Origin of the sequence: Kitasatospora sp. NPDC059747, assembly GCF_042732955.1 — a bacterium.
GTDB lineage: Bacteria > Actinomycetota > Actinomycetes > Streptomycetales > Streptomycetaceae > Kitasatospora.
The window spans coordinates 22,783-37,891 of the sequence record NZ_JBHWGV010000003.1 but is presented as its reverse complement, the minus strand read 5'-3'; the positions used below and the strand labels follow the sequence as shown (position 1 = coordinate 37,891).

Here is a 15,109-nt window from a genome sequence, read left to right as displayed (position 1 = left end):
CTGCGATGACCGCGCGCGCCGTCGCCGACGGGCACAGCGAGCAGTCGGGCCCCGAGCGGGCCCGGCTGCTCGTCGTCGTCGCGGTGCCCGCCGAGGCCGAGGCGGTCCTGCGGGGCCTGCCGGGCGCGACGCACGCGCTGCCGCTGCCGGGCGGGGAGCTGCACCGCACCGGGGCCGTGGACGTCCTGGCGGGCGGGGTCGGTCCGGCCGCCGCTGCGGCCGGCGCCGCGGCGGCCCTCTCGGCGCACCGCTACGGGCTGGTCGTGTCGGCCGGCATCGCGGGCGGCTTCGCCCCGCACGCCCCGGTGGGCGCGACCGTGGTGGCCGACGCGATCGTCGCCGCCGACCTGGGCGCCGAGACCCCCGAGGGCTTCGCCGACGTCGCCGAGCTCGGCTTCGGCACCACCCGGCACACGCCTCCCCCGGCCGCCGTCGCGCTCGCCGCACGGGCGCTGGGGGCCGTCACCGGGCCCGTCCTGACCGTCTCCACCGTCACCGGCAGCGCCGAGCGGGCCGCCGCCCTGACCGCCCGCCACCCGGGCGCCGCGGCCGAGGCGATGGAGGGCTTCGGCGTGGCCGAGGCCGCCGCCCGGTTCGGCGTGCCGGCCTTCGAGCTGCGGACGGTCTCCAACCCGGTGGGCCCGCGCGACCGGGCCGCCTGGCGGATCGGCGACGCCCTGGCCGCGCTGGAGCGGGCCTTCGCCGCGCTGCCCGTCCCCGCACTCGTCGAGACCCTCGCCGAGGCACTCACCGAGGAGGCCGGCCGTGGCTGAACGGCTCAGCATCGCGTACTCGCCCTGCCCGAACGACACCTTCGTCTTCCACGCCTGGGCGCACGGCCTGGTGCCCGGCGCCGACGCCCCCGAGGTGACGTTCGCGGACATCGACGTCACGAACGGGCTGGCCGAGCGCGGCGAGCTGGACGTCCTGAAGATCAGCTACGGCGCCCTGCCGTGGGTCCTGGCGGAGTACACGCTGCTGCCCTGCGGCGGCGCGCTCGGCCGCGGCTGCGGCCCGCTGGTGCTCACCCGGCCGGGCGTGGCGGCCCCCGGGGACCTCACCGGCAAGACCGTGGCGGTGCCGTCCGAGCGGTCCACCGCCTACCTGCTGTTCCGGCTCTGGGCCGCGAAGGCCGTGCCGGGGGGCTTCGGCGAGATCGTCGTCCTGCCGTTCCACGAGATCATGCCCGCCGTCCGGGACGGCCGGGTGGACGCCGGCCTGGTGATCCACGAGGCGCGCTTCACCTACCGGCAGTACGGGCTGCACAGCCTCGCCGACATGGGCGAGGCCTGGGAGCGGGAGACCGGCCTGCCGATCCCGCTCGGCGCGATCGTCGCGAAGCGCTCGCTGGGCGCCGAGCGGCTGCGCGCGCTCACCGACGCGATCCGCGCGTCCGTCCGGCAGGCCTGGGCGGACCCGGCGGCCAGCCGGGAGTACGTGCTCGCGCACGCCCAGGAGATGGACCCGGCCGTCGCCGACCAGCACATCGGGCTCTATGTGAACGAGTTCACCGCAGACCTCGGCGAGGAGGGCTACGCGGCCGTCCACGCGCTGCTCACCCGGGCCGCCGCCGAGGGGCTGGTACCCCCGCTCGACCCGGGTGCGCTCGCGTTCTGACGCCCCTCGGGGCCCTGCTCAGAGGTCGAACTGGTCGGCCACCGCGCGCAGCAGGCCGGCCAGCTTCTGACCCGTCGGCTTCGCCGGGTAGCGGCCGTGCTGCAGGCCGGGGAGCACCGCGTCCAGCGTGGTGATCAGGTCCTGGACGATGGGCGCCATGTCGTCGGCGCTGCGGCGCTGGGCGGCGGCCACCGAGGGCAGGGCCTCCAGCAGTTGCACGGCCATCGCCTGGTCGCCGCGGTGGCCCGCGACCACGCCGAACTCGACCCGCTGGCCCGGCTTCAGACTCGTGACACCGGTGGGCAGCGCCTTGGTGTGGACGAAGACGTCGCCGCCGTCGTCGCGCGACAGGAAGCCGAAGCCCTTCGTCTCGTTGAACCACTTGACCTGGCCGGTGGGCATCTCGAACAGTCCTCGAATGGGTGTGAGGGATCCCGGCCCTGGCCGGGGATCACTGGGTGGTGGAAAGCGCGGGCCGACCTCGGCTCGGCGCCCGTGGGCGCTCATGGTCAGCACGCTGTCAGGAGCAGACTAACGGTCCGTCACTGCCTCATCCGCGTTCCGCGAAAGTTCCGCGGTCCGGCGACTCGGGCACCTGGGCCCGTGGGGCTCTCGCGATCACGGGAGAGCCGGTACTGGTGCGCCCTGGGCGCGGCTCAGCGCTGTCCATGCGGCTCACACCTCCGGCTCCGGGGAAGTCGGGGCGCGCCACTCGCACCCCTAGGCAACCCGTGCATACCCCCGCTCAGCAGGGATCGAAACTCCCAGCTTCCGGGAAACTGCGCAACGTGACCGAACCGCTCGTCTGCGAAGCGGTGCGGCGGGAGCCGGGCCGGGAGCACCCCGCCCGGCTCTGCCAGACTGGAGTGCCCCGGCGCGACCCCTCGCGCCCGGAACGCCCCCGGACACCGGGGGCACGTCCGAAGGCACCCCCGAGCACCCCGAAGCGCCCCCGAGCACCTCCCGAGGAGCAAGCAGAAGTGAGCAGCCAGAGCGCCGACCGCGGCGACGCCTACGTCCGGGCCGGAGCGATCGTCTTCGGCGTGGGCGCGCTCGCCACCCTGGTCACCTTCGTCCCGCTGTTCCTGCACCTCACGCCGCTGCCGACGGCCGCGTACTGGCTCAGCATGCTGATGCCGGCGGGCTTCCTGCTCGCGCTGGTCGGGCTGTTCGTGAACGCGCGCGCCCAGAAGCGCCGCGCGGCCTCGCAGGCATAACTCGCAGGCGTGACGCGCCCTACGCGCCCAGGTGCCCGGCGAGCCAGGCCGGGAACTCGGTGAGGTCGGCGAGCACCACGTCCGCGCCGGCCGCCCGCAGCTCGTCCGCGCCGTACGGGCCGGTGGCCACGCCCACCGCGACGGCCTCCGCGCGGCGGGCCCCGACGATGTCGCCGAGGTGGTCGCCGACGTAGACCGTCGCGCCGTGCTCGCGCAGCGCGTCGCCCTTGGTCTCCGCCCAGAGGTCGCCGACCAGCGCGTCCGCGTGCAGCTTGGCGTGCTCCAGGTGGAGGCGGGCGTTCGGCTCGTACTTGCCGGTGATCACGGCGACCCGGCCGCCGTGCGCGCGGACGGCCTCGACCGCCGCGTGCGCGCCGGGCAGGGCGACGGTCGGGGCGAAGGCGTACTCCCGGTACAGCTCGCGGTAGCGGGCGGCGGCGCGCTCGACCTCGTCCTCGGGGAACCAGTTGCGGATCTCGTCCAGCAGCGGCGGGCCGAGCCGGGTGACGACGAGGTCGGCGTCGATGGGGGTACCGGTCTCGGCCGACAGCGCCAGGTACGTGGCGCGGATCCCCGGCCGGGTGTCCAGCAGCGTCATGTCGAGGTCGAAGCCGACGGTGAGCGGGGTGGCGGAAGTCGCGGGCATGGCGCCAGGCTATCCAACGGCCGGTGCGGGGACGAGGCGATTTGCCGGGGCTTCGCGGCGGAACTTAGGTTTACCTGAGTTGTCTGCGGAAGAGGGCCCATGACCGACACCACCGCCGCGCCGCCGCCCGGCCGGCGACGGACCTCCCACCGCCGCATACCGTGGCTCGTCGCCGCGCTGGCCGTCCTGGCCGGCGCGGTGCTGCTGAGCCTCTCGGCCGGCAGCCGCACGATCCCCTTCTCCGAGACGCTCGACGCCCTGCTGCACGGCGGCGACACCGCCGACGCCGTCGTCGTCCGCGAGCTGCGGGTGCCGCGCACGGTCGTCGGCGTCGCCGTCGGCGCGGCGCTCGGCCTCGCCGGGGCCGTCATGCAGGGCCTCACCCGCAACCCGATCGCCGACCCCGGCATCCTCGGCGTCTCCCAGGGCGCGGCGGCCGGCGTGGTCGTGGCGATCTCCGGCTTCGGGGTCTCGACGCTGACCGGGTACGTCTGGTTCGGGTTCGCGGGCGCCGTGATCGCCACCGTGCTCGTGTACGGCCTCGCCGGGCGCGGGCGCGGCGGCGCGACACCGGTCAAGCTGGCGCTGGCCGGCTCGGCGATCTCCGCGTTCATCGCGTCGCTGAACACGCTGGTGCTCACGACGGACGCCGCGACGATGGACCGGTTCCGGTTCTGGCACGTCGGCTCGCTGTCCGGGCGGACCTCCGACGTGGCCTGGCAGCTGCTGCCCTTCCTGCTGGTCGGGACGGTGCTCGTGGTCGCGGTGGCGCGCGGGCTGGACGCGCTCGCGCTCGGCGAGGACACCGCGAAGGGGCTCGGCGCGAAGACGGGCCTCGTCCGGGCGGTGGGCGCCCTCGGGGCCACCGTGCTGACCGGCTCCGCGGTCGCGGCGGCGGGCCCGATCGCGTTCGTCGGCCTGGCCGTCCCGCACGCGGCGCGGGCCGTCGCGGGGGCCGACAACCGGTGGGTGCTCGCCTTCTCCGCCGTACTCGGCCCGGCGCTGCTGCTCCTCGCGGACACGCTCGGGCGGGTGCTCTTCCCGCCGTCGGAGGTCCCGGCCGGGGTGATGACGGCGCTCGTGGGCGTCCCGGTGCTGGTCGCGCTGGTGCGGCGGCGCAAGGTGGTGGCGGCGTGACGTCGGTTTCCCTGCGCGGCTACACCGTCGTCCGGGCCGGACGGGCGTCGTTCCTGCTGCACCGGCGCTCGGCCTTCGTCGCGCTCGGGCTGCTGGCGGCACTGGCCGGCACCGTGATCGCCTCGCTGTGCCTCGGCGAGTCCACCGTGTCGCCGGTCGACGTCGTCGAGGTCGTGCTCGGGAAGCCGAACCCGAACGAGCTGGTGGTGGGCGAGTTCCGGCTGCCCCGCATCGTCGTCGGCCTGCTGGTCGGCACCGCGCTCGGGCTGGCCGGGGCGCTCGTCCAGACCGTCGCCCGCAATCCGCTCGCCAGCCCCGACGTCGTCGGCGTCACGTGGGGCGCCACCGCGACCGTCGTCGGCCTCATGGCGTACGGCGTCGTCGGCTCCACCGGCCAGGCCCCGTACGCGGCCGTCCTCGGCGGCCTCGTCGCCGGAGTGCTCGTCTACGCGCTCGCCTGGCGGCGCGGGCTGCACGCGCAGCGCTTCGTCCTCATCGGCATCGGGATCAGCGTCGCGCTCTCCTCGCTGACCTCCGTCTTCCTCACCAAGGGCGACGGCTTCCAGGCACAGGCCGCCAAGGTGTGGATGACGGGCAGCCTCAACGGCTCCGGCTACGACCAGGCCGGTTGGCTCGCCTGGGTGCTGCTCGCCGCCGCGCCCGTCGCCCTGTGGGCGGCGCGGGCGCAGCGCTCGATCTCCTTCGACGACGCGACCGCCGTCGGCCTCGGCCTGCGGCTGGACCGGATCCGGCTCGGCATGGCGCTGCTCGGCACCGTCCTCGCCTCGTGCGCGGCGGGCGCGGCCGGCCCGGTGGACTTCGTCGCCCTGATGGCCCCGCAGATCGCCCTGCGGCTCGCCCGCTCCGCGCAGGTCCCGCTGCTGTGCTCGGCGCTGACCGGCGCCCTGATCGTCGTCCTCGCCGACCTGATCGCCCGGCGCCTGCTCGCCCCGACCGAACTGCCGGTGGGCGTCGTGACCGGCCTGGTCGGCGCGCCCTACCTGATGTGGCTGCTCGTCCGATCCCGCCGTGGAGGTGCCTGATGGCCGTGCTGGAAGCCCGTGACCTGACCCTCGCCTACGAGGCGCGCACGGTCGTCGAGGGCCTGGACGTCACGGTGCCGGAGGGCCGGGTCACGGTGATCGTCGGCCCGAACGCGTGCGGCAAGTCCACGCTGCTGCGCGCCCTCGGCCGCCTCCTGAAGCCCGCCCGCGGCGCGGTCCTGCTCGACGGCGAGGAGCTGGCGCGCATCCCGACCAAGCGGGTCGCCCAGCGCCTCGGCCTGCTCCCGCAGTCCCCGACCGCCCCCGAGGGCATCTCGGTCGCCGACCTCGTCGCCCGCGGCCGCCAGCCGCACCAGAGCTGGTGGCAGCAGTGGTCCCCGGAGGACGAGGCCGCCGTCGCCGAGGCCCTGGAGCGCACCTCCACGGCCGACCTGGCCGAGCGCAGCATGGACGAGCTCTCCGGCGGCCAGCGCCAGCGCGCCTGGATCGCGATGGCCCTCGCCCAGGGCACCGACGTCCTGCTCCTCGACGAGCCGACGACCTACCTCGACATCGCCCACCAGGTCGAGGTCCTCGACCTGGTCCGCCGCCTCAACGCCGAACGCGCCCGCACGGTCGTCGCCGTCCTCCACGACCTCAACCAGGCCGCCCGCTACGCCGACCACCTGGTGGCCATGCGCGAGGGCCGCATCGTCGCCCAGGGCACCCCGGCGGAGGTCGTGACGGCCGACCTGGTCCGCGAGGTCTTCGGCCTCGACTCGGTCGTCGTCCCCGACCCGGTCACCGGCACCCCCCTGGTGGTCCCCGGCGCCCCGTGGACGGCGGCCTGACGGCGAACGGACCGCGCCACGTCCTTCCGGGGCCGGGCGGCGCGGGCGGGTGTCGGGCGGCAATTCGGACATAATCGGCAGGGTTCGTCTCCCCCGTCGTCCGACCGTCCGAGGAATCGCCGATGCACCGGATCACCCGTCGCGCGCTGCTGGTCGGGCTGGGTGGGGCCGCCCTTGCCGGGTGTACGACGAATCGGGCGGGGGGCTCGGGGACGGACGGGGTCCCGGCGGGCGGGTCGGGCGTGCCGGTGCCTCCGGTGACGGTGAACACCGCGGTCGGGCCGGTGGTCGTGCCGGGTGCGCCGCTGCGGGTCGTCGCGCTCGACACGGACGTGTTCGACTCGGCGCTCACGCTCGGGATCGCGCCGATCGGGGCCGCGCGGCCCGCGTTGGACGCGCACTACCCGGAGTACTGGCCGCAGTCCCGGACGGCCGCGATCGCGTACGTCGGGCCGGCCGGGGCGCCCGACCTCGCGACGATCCGGTCGCTGCGGCCGGACCTGATCCTGTCCAACCAGATGCGGGACGGCGACCGCTACGACGCCCTGCGGGAGCTGGCGCCCACCGTGCTCACCCAGACCACGGGCGCCCCCTGGAAGGCCAACTTCCAGCTGCACGCCCAGGCGTTGAGCCGGCAGGCGGCCGCCGCGGCCTTCGTCGGCTCGTACCAGCGGCACGTCTCGCAGGTGACGGCCGCGCTCTCGGACGCGAAGGTGTCCGGGCGGAAGGTGAGCCTCGTGCGGTTCGTCGAGGGCGGCGGGATCCGGCTGTACGGCAAGCAGAGCTTCCCGGGGGTGGTGCTGTCGGACGCGGGCATCGGGCGGCCGGACGCGCAGAACGTCGACCAGTCCGACTTCGAGGTCCCGCTCGACCAGATCGCCAGGGCGGACGGCGACCTCCTGCTCTACGGGACGTACGGCGATCCGGAGCGGTCCCGCGCCGGCACCGTTCTGGCGAGCTCCGCGTGGCAGGCGCTCGGCGCCGTGAAGGCGCACCGGGCGTTCCCCGTCGACGACCAGCTGTGGTTCGAGGGCATCGGGTACACGGGTGCCAACTACATGCTGGACGAGTTGCAGCGCTTCCTGGGGGCGTGACGTCCGGGTCACGAACCGCCGAGTGCCGCACGGAGCTTGGCCCGCAGCAGCCGTACGGCCGGCGAGTGCCGGTCGCGACGGGCGACGAGGCCCAGGCGGGCGTGAACGGCCGCGTCCTTGAGGGGAATGACGCGCAGCGTCGGGACGCCGACGGCGGACGACGGGCTCAGGACGGCCACGCCCGCGCCGCGTTCGGCGAGGCGCAGGAGCGTCGTCGGCGAGCCGGCCTCGATGTCCACGCGGGGTTCCAGGCCGAGTTGGAGGCACGAGCGGTCGTAGGCGGCGCGGATCCCGGTACCCCTGGTCAGGCCGAGGATCTTCTCGCCGGTTCGGAAGTCGGCGAGGCGGACGGTCTTGCGGTCGAGCGGGTGCCCGATCGGCACGACGGCGGCGATCGGCTCGTCGACGAAGACGCTCACGTCGAGCTCGGGGTCGGCCTCGCCCGCGAATCCGATCAGCGCGAGGTCGAGGGTGCGGGCGAGGACGTGGGACTGGAGGAGCTCGGAGTCGTCCTCGTGCAGGCTGAGTTCGATCCCGGGGTGCGTGCGGCCGAGGTCGGCGACGACGTCGAGGAACGGCGGGATCGAGCAGCCCGTGATCATGCCCAGGCGCACGCGCCCGCGCACGGCCTCCGCGAACTCGGCGGCGGTGTGCTGGATGTCGTCGAGCGTGGCGAGGGCGTTCTTGGCCAGCGGGAGGATCGCCTCGCCGGCGGGGGTGAGGCGGATGCCTCCCCGGCTGGCGCGTTCGAGGAGTTGCTGGCCCAACTCGCGTTCCAGCTTGCCGACTTGGGTGCTGATGCCGGACTGGCTCACATGCAGGCGAGCAGCGGCAGCGGTGAAGGAGCCCTCGTCGACGACGGCGGCGAAGTAGCGCAGCTGGTGCATCTCCATAACTGATGATGATAGCTGGCATTCGATCTATCTGTTGGACGGATGGGTGGATACCGGCGGACCATGGAGGCATGACGACGACGAAGAGTGCACGCGAGATCGCCGAGACCTACTTCGCCTCCTGGGAGGCCGGCGACTTCGAGGCGGTGCGGGAACTACTGGCGGAGGACGTGGACTTCGTGGGCGCGCTCGGCACCGCCTCGGGGGTCGAGGAGGCCCTGGGCGGGCTGAAGGGTCTCGGGCAGGTGCTGGAGAAGATCGACGTCCAGGTCCGGGTCGCCGACGGCGACGACGTGATCACCTGGTACGACCTGCACACGAGCATTGCCCCGGCGACGCCCACGGTGAACTGGATGCACATCGAGAACGGCAGGATCACGCGGATCCGCGTGACCTTCGACCCGCGCGAACTGCTGGCGGGCTTCGCCAAGTAGGCGGCCGGGGGGGGGGGGGGGGGGCCCCGCCCCCCGCGCCCCCCCCCCCCCCCCCCCCACAGAAAGCAAGGGCCCCCCCGCCCCCCCCCCCCCCCGGGCGCCCCGCCCCGCCGCCCCCGTGGGGCGGGTCTCCCACATGTGGGGCGCGGGGGCATGCCCCCAACCCCAACCCCCCGCGCCGAACAACTCCCCCAAGTGGTACTCCAGGATCGCCACCGCCTCCTCCCCGCCGCGCTGGCCGCCCAGCACGCTCGACCCCAGCCCGTTGACCATGGCCAGCAGCCCGGCGGCCGTCACCGCCGCGTCCTTCCCCACCCCGATCTCCCCCGCCTCCTGTGCCGCGCGGATCTGCTTCGCCAGGAAGCCCTCCAGCAGATCCGGCTGGAGCGGGCCCTTCTTCTCCATGGCCCCCGGATCGCTCAGCACGAGCGTGTAGTACGCCGCATACGTCCGCGTGATGCGCCGGCTCTCGGCGTCCGTCGGCAGGATGCACGCCAGGATCGCCGTCACGATGCTCCGCGGCGTGGGCGGCGACCCGGCCTCCTTGATCCACCGCTCCATCCGGGCCTGGAGCTGGACCCCGAGCCTCGCCAGGGCATCCAGCAGCAGCCCGTCCTTCGTCCTGAAGTAGTACTGCACCAGCCGCAGCGACACCCCGGCCTCCGCCGCGACCGCCCGCATGCTCGCCGCCTGCAGGCCCTGGGTGTCGGCGATGCGCAGCAGGGCCTCGGCGATCTGCCGGCGCCGTTCCTCGTGGTCGGCCTTCTCCGCCATCCCGCGAACTTCCTCTCCACCGATCCTGGTACACCCGTATCATGCCTGTGATACACATGTACCATGCGAATCAGCGAGTTCAGGAACGCCCGGGCCGAGTCCCGCTTCCGCGCCGCCTACGAGCGCACGTTCGCGTCCCTGTGGCCCGGCCCGAAGACCGCGATCGACGTCCCCACCGCGTTCGGCACCACCCGCGTCCACCGCACCGGGACCGAGCACGGCGAGCCGCTCGTCCTCCTGCCCGGATCCGGCGGCAACTCGCTGATGTGGCACCGGTACGTGGAGGCGCTCGCCGAACGGCACCCCGTCATCGCCGTCGACACCATCGGCGAACCCGGCGCGAGCGTCCAGACCGCTCCCCTGCACGACGGCCGCGACGCCGCCGCGTGGCTCGACGAACTCCTCACCGCACTCGACACGCCCTCCGCCCGTCTCGTCGGGTGCTCGTACGGAGGCTGGATCGCGATCAACCACGCCATCCACCACCCCGATCGCGTCGCCGGCCTCACCCTCCTCGACCCGGCGGGCATGGCCGACCTCGGGTGGCGCTTCTACGCCTGGGTGATCGCCGGCGGCCTCGCCGGCCTCGCCCCGAGGGCACTTCGCCCCCGCCTGGCACGAGTGGTCGGGAACAGCACCATCCTCGAAACGGAACTGATGGCCCTGATGAAGGCCACCATGGGCTTCCGCCGCCGGCTCCCCCTCGCCCACACCTTCACCGACGAAGAACTGGGACGCCTGCACGCCCCGACCCACGTCCTCCTCGGCGAGCGCAGCGCCCTGCACGACTCCCGGGCCGTATCGGCCCGCCTCCGCGAGTTGCTGCCCACGGCCCGCATCGAACTCGTCCCCGACGCCGGGCACGCCCTGACCACCGACCAGCCGGAGCTGATCACGGCCCGGATCCTCGACGCCCCGGCGCACAAGAACGGTGCGACCCCCCGCTCCGGTGCGTGAGCGAGGGGCCGGGTCGGCTAAGCCGCCGCCACGGTGGCTTCGCGCCAGGTGGCGATGAGGTGGGCCGCCTTGGCCTCGAAGGCCGGGTCGCGCCAGGCGCCCGGCATGCCGATCACGGCCGGCAGCTTGAAGTCGCCGCGGTCCCGGTGGGTGACCCGCACGACGTCCCCGGAATCGGGGCGGTTGCGGTTCTTCACGACCTCGACGCTGGTGACGTCCGCCCAGGCGAACCTCTTGCGGGAGCCCAGTACACCGGTCCACCGGATCTCACGCTCGTCGAAGCTCACGCTGGTGAAGACGCCGTTCACCTGGAGGAGTCCACCGGTGATCAGGAGAACGCCGAAGGCCATGCCGACGGCGGTCCGGGCGGACAACGGGAAGAGCGAACCGCGGTACACCAGGTAGGCACCGCCGGCCAGGAAGAGCGTCGAGAAGATCCACTGACGGCGCAGCTGCGCCGGGGGAAGACGGTACGTCACGTGTTTCACCAGCGGATCTTGGCAGGCCCGGCCGACCTGAGGAAGCGTCACCAGCCTGCCTTCCCCACCTCAATCGCCCGAGCGGATCGGCTCCCCCGTGCGGTGCAGGTGGGCGAGGATCTCGCGGTACGAGCGGAACAGGCCCACCTCGTAGTACGGGATGCCCTTCTCCGCGCAGAACGCGCGGGTGATCCGCGCCGCCCGTCCGAGCGCGGGCGTCGGCATGCTGGGGAAGAGGTGGTGCTCCACCTGGTAGTTGAGGCCGCCCATCACGGCGTCGACGGCGAGGCCGCCACGGACGTTGCGCGAGGTGAGCACCTGGCGGCGCAGGAAGTCGAGCCGCATCTCCGGTGTGACCATCAGCATGCCCTTGTGGTTCGGGGCGAACACGCAGCCCAGGTAGACGCCGAGCAGCGCCTGGTGGACGGCGAGGAACGCCACCGCCTTGCCCACCGGGAGCGCGGCGAGGACGAGCCCGAAGTAGCCGGCGAAGTGGGCCACCAGCAGCGCACCCTCCAGCCACGGCCGCTTGACCGCGGGACCGCGCAGCGCACGGAAGCTGTTGAAGCTGAGGTTGAGGCCCTCCAGCAGGAGCAGCGGGAAGAACAGGAACGCCTGCCGGCGCCCGATGAACCGGGCGAGCCCGCTCGCCTGCCGGGCCTGCCGCCGGGACCAGACGACGAGGTCGGGGGCGACGTCCGGGTCGCGCTCCTCGTGGTTGGGGTTGGCGTGGTGGCGGGTGTGCTTGTTCATCCACCAGCCGTAGCTCATCCCCATCAGCAGGTTCGCGGCGATCCGGCCGCCGATCTCGCTCGGCACGCGCCGGGAGAACACCTGCCGGTGCGCCAGGTCGTGGGACAGCAGGCCGATCTGGGCGAACACGACGGACATCGCCGCCGCCAGACCGAGCTGCCACCAGGTGTCGCCCAGCGCGAACAGGGCGCACCAGCCGCCGACGAACGCGGCGAGCACCAGTGCGGCGCGGGCGGCGTAGTAACCGTGCCGCCGGGCGAGCAGGCCCTCGGCGGCGATCCGGCGGCTCAACTGGGCGAAGTCGCTGCCGCCGGTCTCCGGCTGCGGGGCGAGGGCCTCGGGCGCGACCGTCATCGTCGCGGGCTGTGTGGGCATGCCCCGAGTCTGGTTCTCAGGAGCGCCCCGGAGAACGGGGAAATCACCCGTCCTGTACGGGTGTTAACCCCCCTGCCCTCCCCCGGGACAGCCTCACCCCTCCTCCGTCTGGTGGCGAAGAGAGCCTCGAAGGTGTCGCCGCAGCACCACTCGATCGCCAGGACGGCCGTACTCCTCGCGTGGCAGCGGCCGGTTGGCGCGCAGGCGGATCGAAGCCGAGGCCCGCCCAGAGGGGCGTCGTCCCCCTTGGATACAGTTCGCGCACGCGTCGGCCGTATGTTCCACACTCGGACACCAAGCGGACCGGCGTGCTCCGCACAACTGATGGGGGACCAAGCAGTGCCCAGAAAGCGTCGGGTCGGCCTCGCCGCCGCACTCGTGAGCTCGACCGCCGTCGTGGCCGGGCTGCCGGCCGTGGCCGCGCACGCCGACACCGAGTTCCTGTACGTGATCAAGACTCACAAGGCCTGCTCGGACAGCGGACCGGGGACGCAGAACCAACCGTTCTGCAGCATCCAGGCCGCCGCCGACGTGGTGCAGCCTGGTCAAACCGTGCTCGTCTCCGGCACCGACTACACGGAACAGGTCACGCTGAAGCGATCGGGCACCGCGGACCACCCGATCGTCTTCCAGGGCGAGAAGCGCGCCAACCCCAAGGAGCCGCGCACCCGGATCCGCCCGGGCGGGTACCCCTCGACGGCGAAGGCCCCCCACGCCTTCCTGGCGTCCGGGGTGCACGACATCGCGATCAGGAACTTCTCCATCGACCAGCCCGCGGACGAGGCGGTGCTCGTCCAGGACTCCGAGCGGATCACGGTCGACGGCAACAGCGTGCTGTGGGCGGGGATGCAGATCACGGGCGGGGCGCCGGGCGCCCCGGCCGGCTACACGCCGGGCATCCGCCTCACCGGGAAGACCCGCGACGTCACGATCAGCCGCAACCAGATCGCCGGCAGCGGCCGGGCGGGCGTGGCCGTCGACCCCGGGGTGACCGGGAGCATCATCACCACCAACGCGTTCACCGGAATCGGCCCCGCGGCGGGCTCGAACGTGATCGTCGCCGACGGCGCACCCGGCACGGTCGTCAACAGCAACACGATCGGCGGCACCTGCGGCACCGGCATCACGCTCAGCGGCGGCTCCACCGGCTCGACGGTGGTGAACAACATCGTCAAGATCTTCCGGAAGTGCGACCCCAACGTCGGGATCGGACTCGCCGTGTCCCCGGAGTCCGTCGCCGGCACCAGGGCCGACTACAACGTGGTGTACGCGGACGGCCCGGCCGACTACGTCTACGACTGGAACGGCATCTTCTACAAGACGCCCGCCGACTTCGCCGCGGGCACCGGCCAGGCCAAGCACGACCTGGCGGTCGACCCCAAGATCTTCACCGCCCCCGCCTCCCTGGAGGACCTGACCCCCACCGCCGACACCGCGGCGATGGACTCGGCCGACGCCACCGCGCCCGGCCAGCTGGACACGGACATCTACGGCAACCCGCGCGTCGACGACCCGCTCGTGCCCAACACCGGCACCGGCGTGGGCTACCACGACCGTGGAGCGGTCGAGTACCAGAACCCGTTCGCCGTCTCGCTGACCCTCACGACCGGCCAGTACGGACACCCCCTGGACGCCGAGTTCGGCGGCGGCACGACCTCGCCCTGGTCCCCCGCCACCACCACGCTGGACTTCGGGGACGGCAGCCCGGTCGTGACCGCGCCGGCCTTCCCGCTGACGCACACCTACGCCGAGGGCCACCACACCGCCACCCTCACCGCGACCGACGGCAACGGCACCGTCAAGACGACCACCAGGGACGTCGACACGACGATCGGCCCGCTCACCGCCGGAATCGGGGCCTCCCACTCGGCGACGGACCCCAGGAACGCCTGGGCGTACCTCTCCTTCAACAGCCAGTGGACGGTGACCGGTTACAGCGTCGACTGGGGCGACGGCACCATCGAGACCACCCCGGGGGCGCCTTACCCCGGTGGCATGGTCCGGCACAACTACACCAAGCCCGGCCGTTACCTCGTGCGGTTCACCATCAACGACGACCACGGCCGCACCGCGAAGGCCGACGGCCTCATCAGCGTCAACGTCCCCGATCCGGGTGACCGGGCGATCGCCGGCCGCTGGAGCACCGGCAAGCCCGCCGCCAACGGCCTGTTCAACAACGGCACCTGGGCACTTCGCTCCACCGGCGACTGCTGCAAGGCCGACATCACCCAGGTCGCCTTCGGCCAGGCCGGAGACCTCCCCGCCACCGCCGACTGGGACGGCCTCGGCCACGACCAGCTCGGCATCTACCGCAACGGCACCTTCGCCCTGCGCCACGACAACGCCACCGTCACCGCCATCCCCTTCGGCGACACCGGCGACATCCCCGTCCCCGGCTACTGGGACGGCAACGGCCACGCCCAACTCGCCCTCTACCGCCCCGGCACCGCCACCTTCATCGTCCGCCACGACGACGGCACCCTCACCACCGCCGCCTTCGGCCAGCCCGGAGACACCCCCGTCGCCGGCGACTGGGACGCCACCGGCCACTTCCAGCTCGGCATCTACCGCAACGGCACCTTCGCCCTGCGCCACGACGACGCCACCGTCTCCACCGCCACCTGGGGCAACCCCGGAGACCAGCCCATCGTCGGCGACTGGTACGCCAAGGGCCGCATGACCTACGGCATCTTCCGCCCCACCGACCCCTCTTACGCCCTCAGCGGCGCATACACCGGCGTCTACGGCTACGCCGGCCAGGTCTACTAACCCACACAAACACGGCGGCCCTGCACCCCACCCAAGGGTGCAGGGCCGCTCTGGCTCGCAGCCTCACACCGGAGGGGCGGGGCTGCCGGGCTGTTCGAACCGGCCCCCACCGCAGGGTGGTGTCCGCCGC

The 15,109-nt window shown here is 73.4% G+C and carries 15 protein-coding genes and 1 pseudogene; 10 read left to right on the top strand and 6 right to left on the bottom strand.

The features are described from left to right. Positions 1-5: 5 nt before the first annotated feature. Both ACFV4G_RS02075 and ACFV4G_RS02070 read left to right on the top strand, forming a co-directional pair. On the top strand, positions 6-773 hold the full coding sequence (locus ACFV4G_RS02075) for a futalosine hydrolase (protein WP_380435517.1): 768 nt from the start codon (positions 6-8) through the stop codon (positions 771-773). After that, on the top strand, positions 766-1,617 hold the full coding sequence (locus ACFV4G_RS02070) for a 1,4-dihydroxy-6-naphthoate synthase (protein WP_380435515.1): 852 nt from the start codon (positions 766-768) through the stop codon (positions 1,615-1,617). The genes ACFV4G_RS02075 and ACFV4G_RS02070 overlap by 8 nt, the downstream gene beginning before the upstream one ends. An 18-nt stretch (positions 1,618-1,635) precedes the next feature. On the opposite strand, the gene ACFV4G_RS02065 is transcribed toward ACFV4G_RS02070, so the two are convergent. Further along, a complete protein-coding gene (locus ACFV4G_RS02065; protein WP_359967648.1) occupies positions 1,636-2,019 on the bottom strand; it encodes a cold-shock protein in 384 nt (127 codons plus the stop codon). A 578-nt stretch (positions 2,020-2,597) separates the two neighbouring features. On the opposite strand from ACFV4G_RS02065, the gene ACFV4G_RS02060 reads away from it, so the two are divergent. Then, positions 2,598-2,834: a hypothetical protein gene (locus ACFV4G_RS02060; RefSeq protein ID WP_359967645.1), complete on the top strand. Its 237-nt coding sequence runs from the start codon at positions 2,598-2,600 to the stop codon at positions 2,832-2,834. Positions 2,835-2,853: 19 nt separating this feature from the next. On the opposite strand, the gene ACFV4G_RS02055 is transcribed toward ACFV4G_RS02060, so the two are convergent. Next, a complete protein-coding gene (locus ACFV4G_RS02055; protein ID WP_380435512.1) occupies positions 2,854-3,480 on the bottom strand; it encodes an HAD family hydrolase in 627 nt (208 codons plus the stop codon). 99 nt (positions 3,481-3,579) lie between these two features. Here ACFV4G_RS02055 and ACFV4G_RS02050 point away from each other — a divergent pair, with 99 nt between their 5' ends. The 4 genes from ACFV4G_RS02050 to ACFV4G_RS02035 all read left to right on the top strand — a co-directional run bounded on the left by ACFV4G_RS02050 (position 3,580) and on the right by ACFV4G_RS02035 (position 7,545). Next, positions 3,580-4,617, top strand: coding sequence for a FecCD family ABC transporter permease (locus ACFV4G_RS02050; RefSeq protein ID WP_380435510.1), 1,038 nt, complete (start codon positions 3,580-3,582; stop codon positions 4,615-4,617). Continuing rightward, positions 4,614-5,660, top strand: coding sequence for a FecCD family ABC transporter permease (locus tag ACFV4G_RS02045; protein ID WP_380435508.1), 1,047 nt, complete (start codon positions 4,614-4,616; stop codon positions 5,658-5,660). Before ACFV4G_RS02050 ends, ACFV4G_RS02045 begins: the two co-directional genes overlap by 4 nt. After that, on the top strand, positions 5,660-6,451 hold the full coding sequence (locus ACFV4G_RS02040; RefSeq protein ID WP_380435506.1) for an ABC transporter ATP-binding protein: 792 nt from the start codon (positions 5,660-5,662) through the stop codon (positions 6,449-6,451). Before ACFV4G_RS02045 ends, ACFV4G_RS02040 begins: the two co-directional genes overlap by 1 nt. Before the next feature lie 257 nt (positions 6,452-6,708). Then, positions 6,709-7,545 carry an ABC transporter substrate-binding protein gene (locus ACFV4G_RS02035; RefSeq protein WP_380435504.1) on the top strand — a complete coding sequence of 279 codons (837 nt, stop codon included), beginning with the start codon at positions 6,709-6,711 and terminating at the stop codon, positions 7,543-7,545. An 8-nt stretch (positions 7,546-7,553) separates the two neighbouring features. On the opposite strand, the gene ACFV4G_RS02030 is transcribed toward ACFV4G_RS02035, so the two are convergent. After that, positions 7,554-8,438, bottom strand: coding sequence for a LysR family transcriptional regulator (locus ACFV4G_RS02030; RefSeq protein ID WP_380435502.1), 885 nt, complete (start codon positions 8,436-8,438; stop codon positions 7,554-7,556). A gap of 71 nt (positions 8,439-8,509) precedes the next feature. On the opposite strand from ACFV4G_RS02030, the gene ACFV4G_RS02025 reads away from it, so the two are divergent. Further along, on the top strand, positions 8,510-8,872 hold the full coding sequence (locus ACFV4G_RS02025; RefSeq protein ID WP_380435500.1) for a nuclear transport factor 2 family protein: 363 nt from the start codon (positions 8,510-8,512) through the stop codon (positions 8,870-8,872). 240 nt (positions 8,873-9,112) lie between these two features. Here ACFV4G_RS02025 and ACFV4G_RS02020 read toward each other — a convergent pair. Further along, positions 9,113-9,553: pseudogene (locus ACFV4G_RS02020) on the bottom strand (TetR/AcrR family transcriptional regulator); the annotation flags it as partial. Between the two features lie 156 nt (positions 9,554-9,709). Here ACFV4G_RS02020 and ACFV4G_RS02015 point away from each other — a divergent pair. Further along, positions 9,710-10,603 (top strand): alpha/beta fold hydrolase, encoded by an 894-nt coding sequence (locus ACFV4G_RS02015; RefSeq protein ID WP_380435498.1) that lies wholly within the window; start codon positions 9,710-9,712, stop codon positions 10,601-10,603. A gap of 17 nt (positions 10,604-10,620) precedes the next feature. Here ACFV4G_RS02015 and ACFV4G_RS02010 read toward each other — a convergent pair whose 3' ends face one another. Together ACFV4G_RS02010 and ACFV4G_RS02005 are read right to left on the bottom strand one after the other, a co-directional pair. Then, positions 10,621-11,091 (bottom strand): hypothetical protein, encoded by a 471-nt coding sequence (locus tag ACFV4G_RS02010; protein WP_380435496.1) that lies wholly within the window; start codon positions 11,089-11,091, stop codon positions 10,621-10,623. A gap of 60 nt (positions 11,092-11,151) precedes the next feature. Continuing rightward, the gene (locus ACFV4G_RS02005; RefSeq protein WP_380435756.1) at positions 11,152-12,189 is read right to left on the bottom strand and encodes a fatty acid desaturase family protein; all 1,038 of its coding nucleotides are present in this window, start codon (positions 12,187-12,189) and stop codon (positions 11,152-11,154) included. Between the two features lie 360 nt (positions 12,190-12,549). Between ACFV4G_RS02005 and ACFV4G_RS02000 the strand changes: the two genes are divergently transcribed. Further along, positions 12,550-14,979 (top strand): PKD domain-containing protein, encoded by a 2,430-nt coding sequence (locus ACFV4G_RS02000; protein WP_380435494.1) that lies wholly within the window; start codon positions 12,550-12,552, stop codon positions 14,977-14,979. Positions 14,980-15,109 lie beyond the last annotated feature (130 nt).

Excerpts from the sequence above, each read along its gene's own strand:
- ACFV4G_RS02055 (WP_380435512.1), bottom strand. The coding sequence starts at position 3,480 with ATGCCCGCGACTTCCGCCACCCCGCTCACCGTCGGCTTCGACCTCGAC.
- ACFV4G_RS02050 (WP_380435510.1), top strand. The coding sequence starts at position 3,580 with ATGACCGACACCACCGCCGCGCCGCCGCCCGGCCGGCGACGGACCTCC.
- ACFV4G_RS02025 (WP_380435500.1), top strand. The coding sequence starts at position 8,510 with ATGACGACGACGAAGAGTGCACGCGAGATCGCCGAGACCTACTTCGCC.
- ACFV4G_RS02075 (WP_380435517.1), top strand. The coding sequence starts at position 6 with ATGACCGCGCGCGCCGTCGCCGACGGGCACAGCGAGCAGTCGGGCCCC.
- ACFV4G_RS02040 (WP_380435506.1), top strand. The coding sequence starts at position 5,660 with ATGGCCGTGCTGGAAGCCCGTGACCTGACCCTCGCCTACGAGGCGCGC.
- ACFV4G_RS02005 (WP_380435756.1), bottom strand. The coding sequence starts at position 12,189 with ATGACGGTCGCGCCCGAGGCCCTCGCCCCGCAGCCGGAGACCGGCGGC.
- ACFV4G_RS02015 (WP_380435498.1), top strand. The coding sequence starts at position 9,710 with ATGCGAATCAGCGAGTTCAGGAACGCCCGGGCCGAGTCCCGCTTCCGC.
- ACFV4G_RS02030 (WP_380435502.1), bottom strand. The coding sequence starts at position 8,438 with ATGGAGATGCACCAGCTGCGCTACTTCGCCGCCGTCGTCGACGAGGGC.
- ACFV4G_RS02065 (WP_359967648.1), bottom strand. The coding sequence starts at position 2,019 with ATGCCCACCGGCCAGGTCAAGTGGTTCAACGAGACGAAGGGCTTCGGC.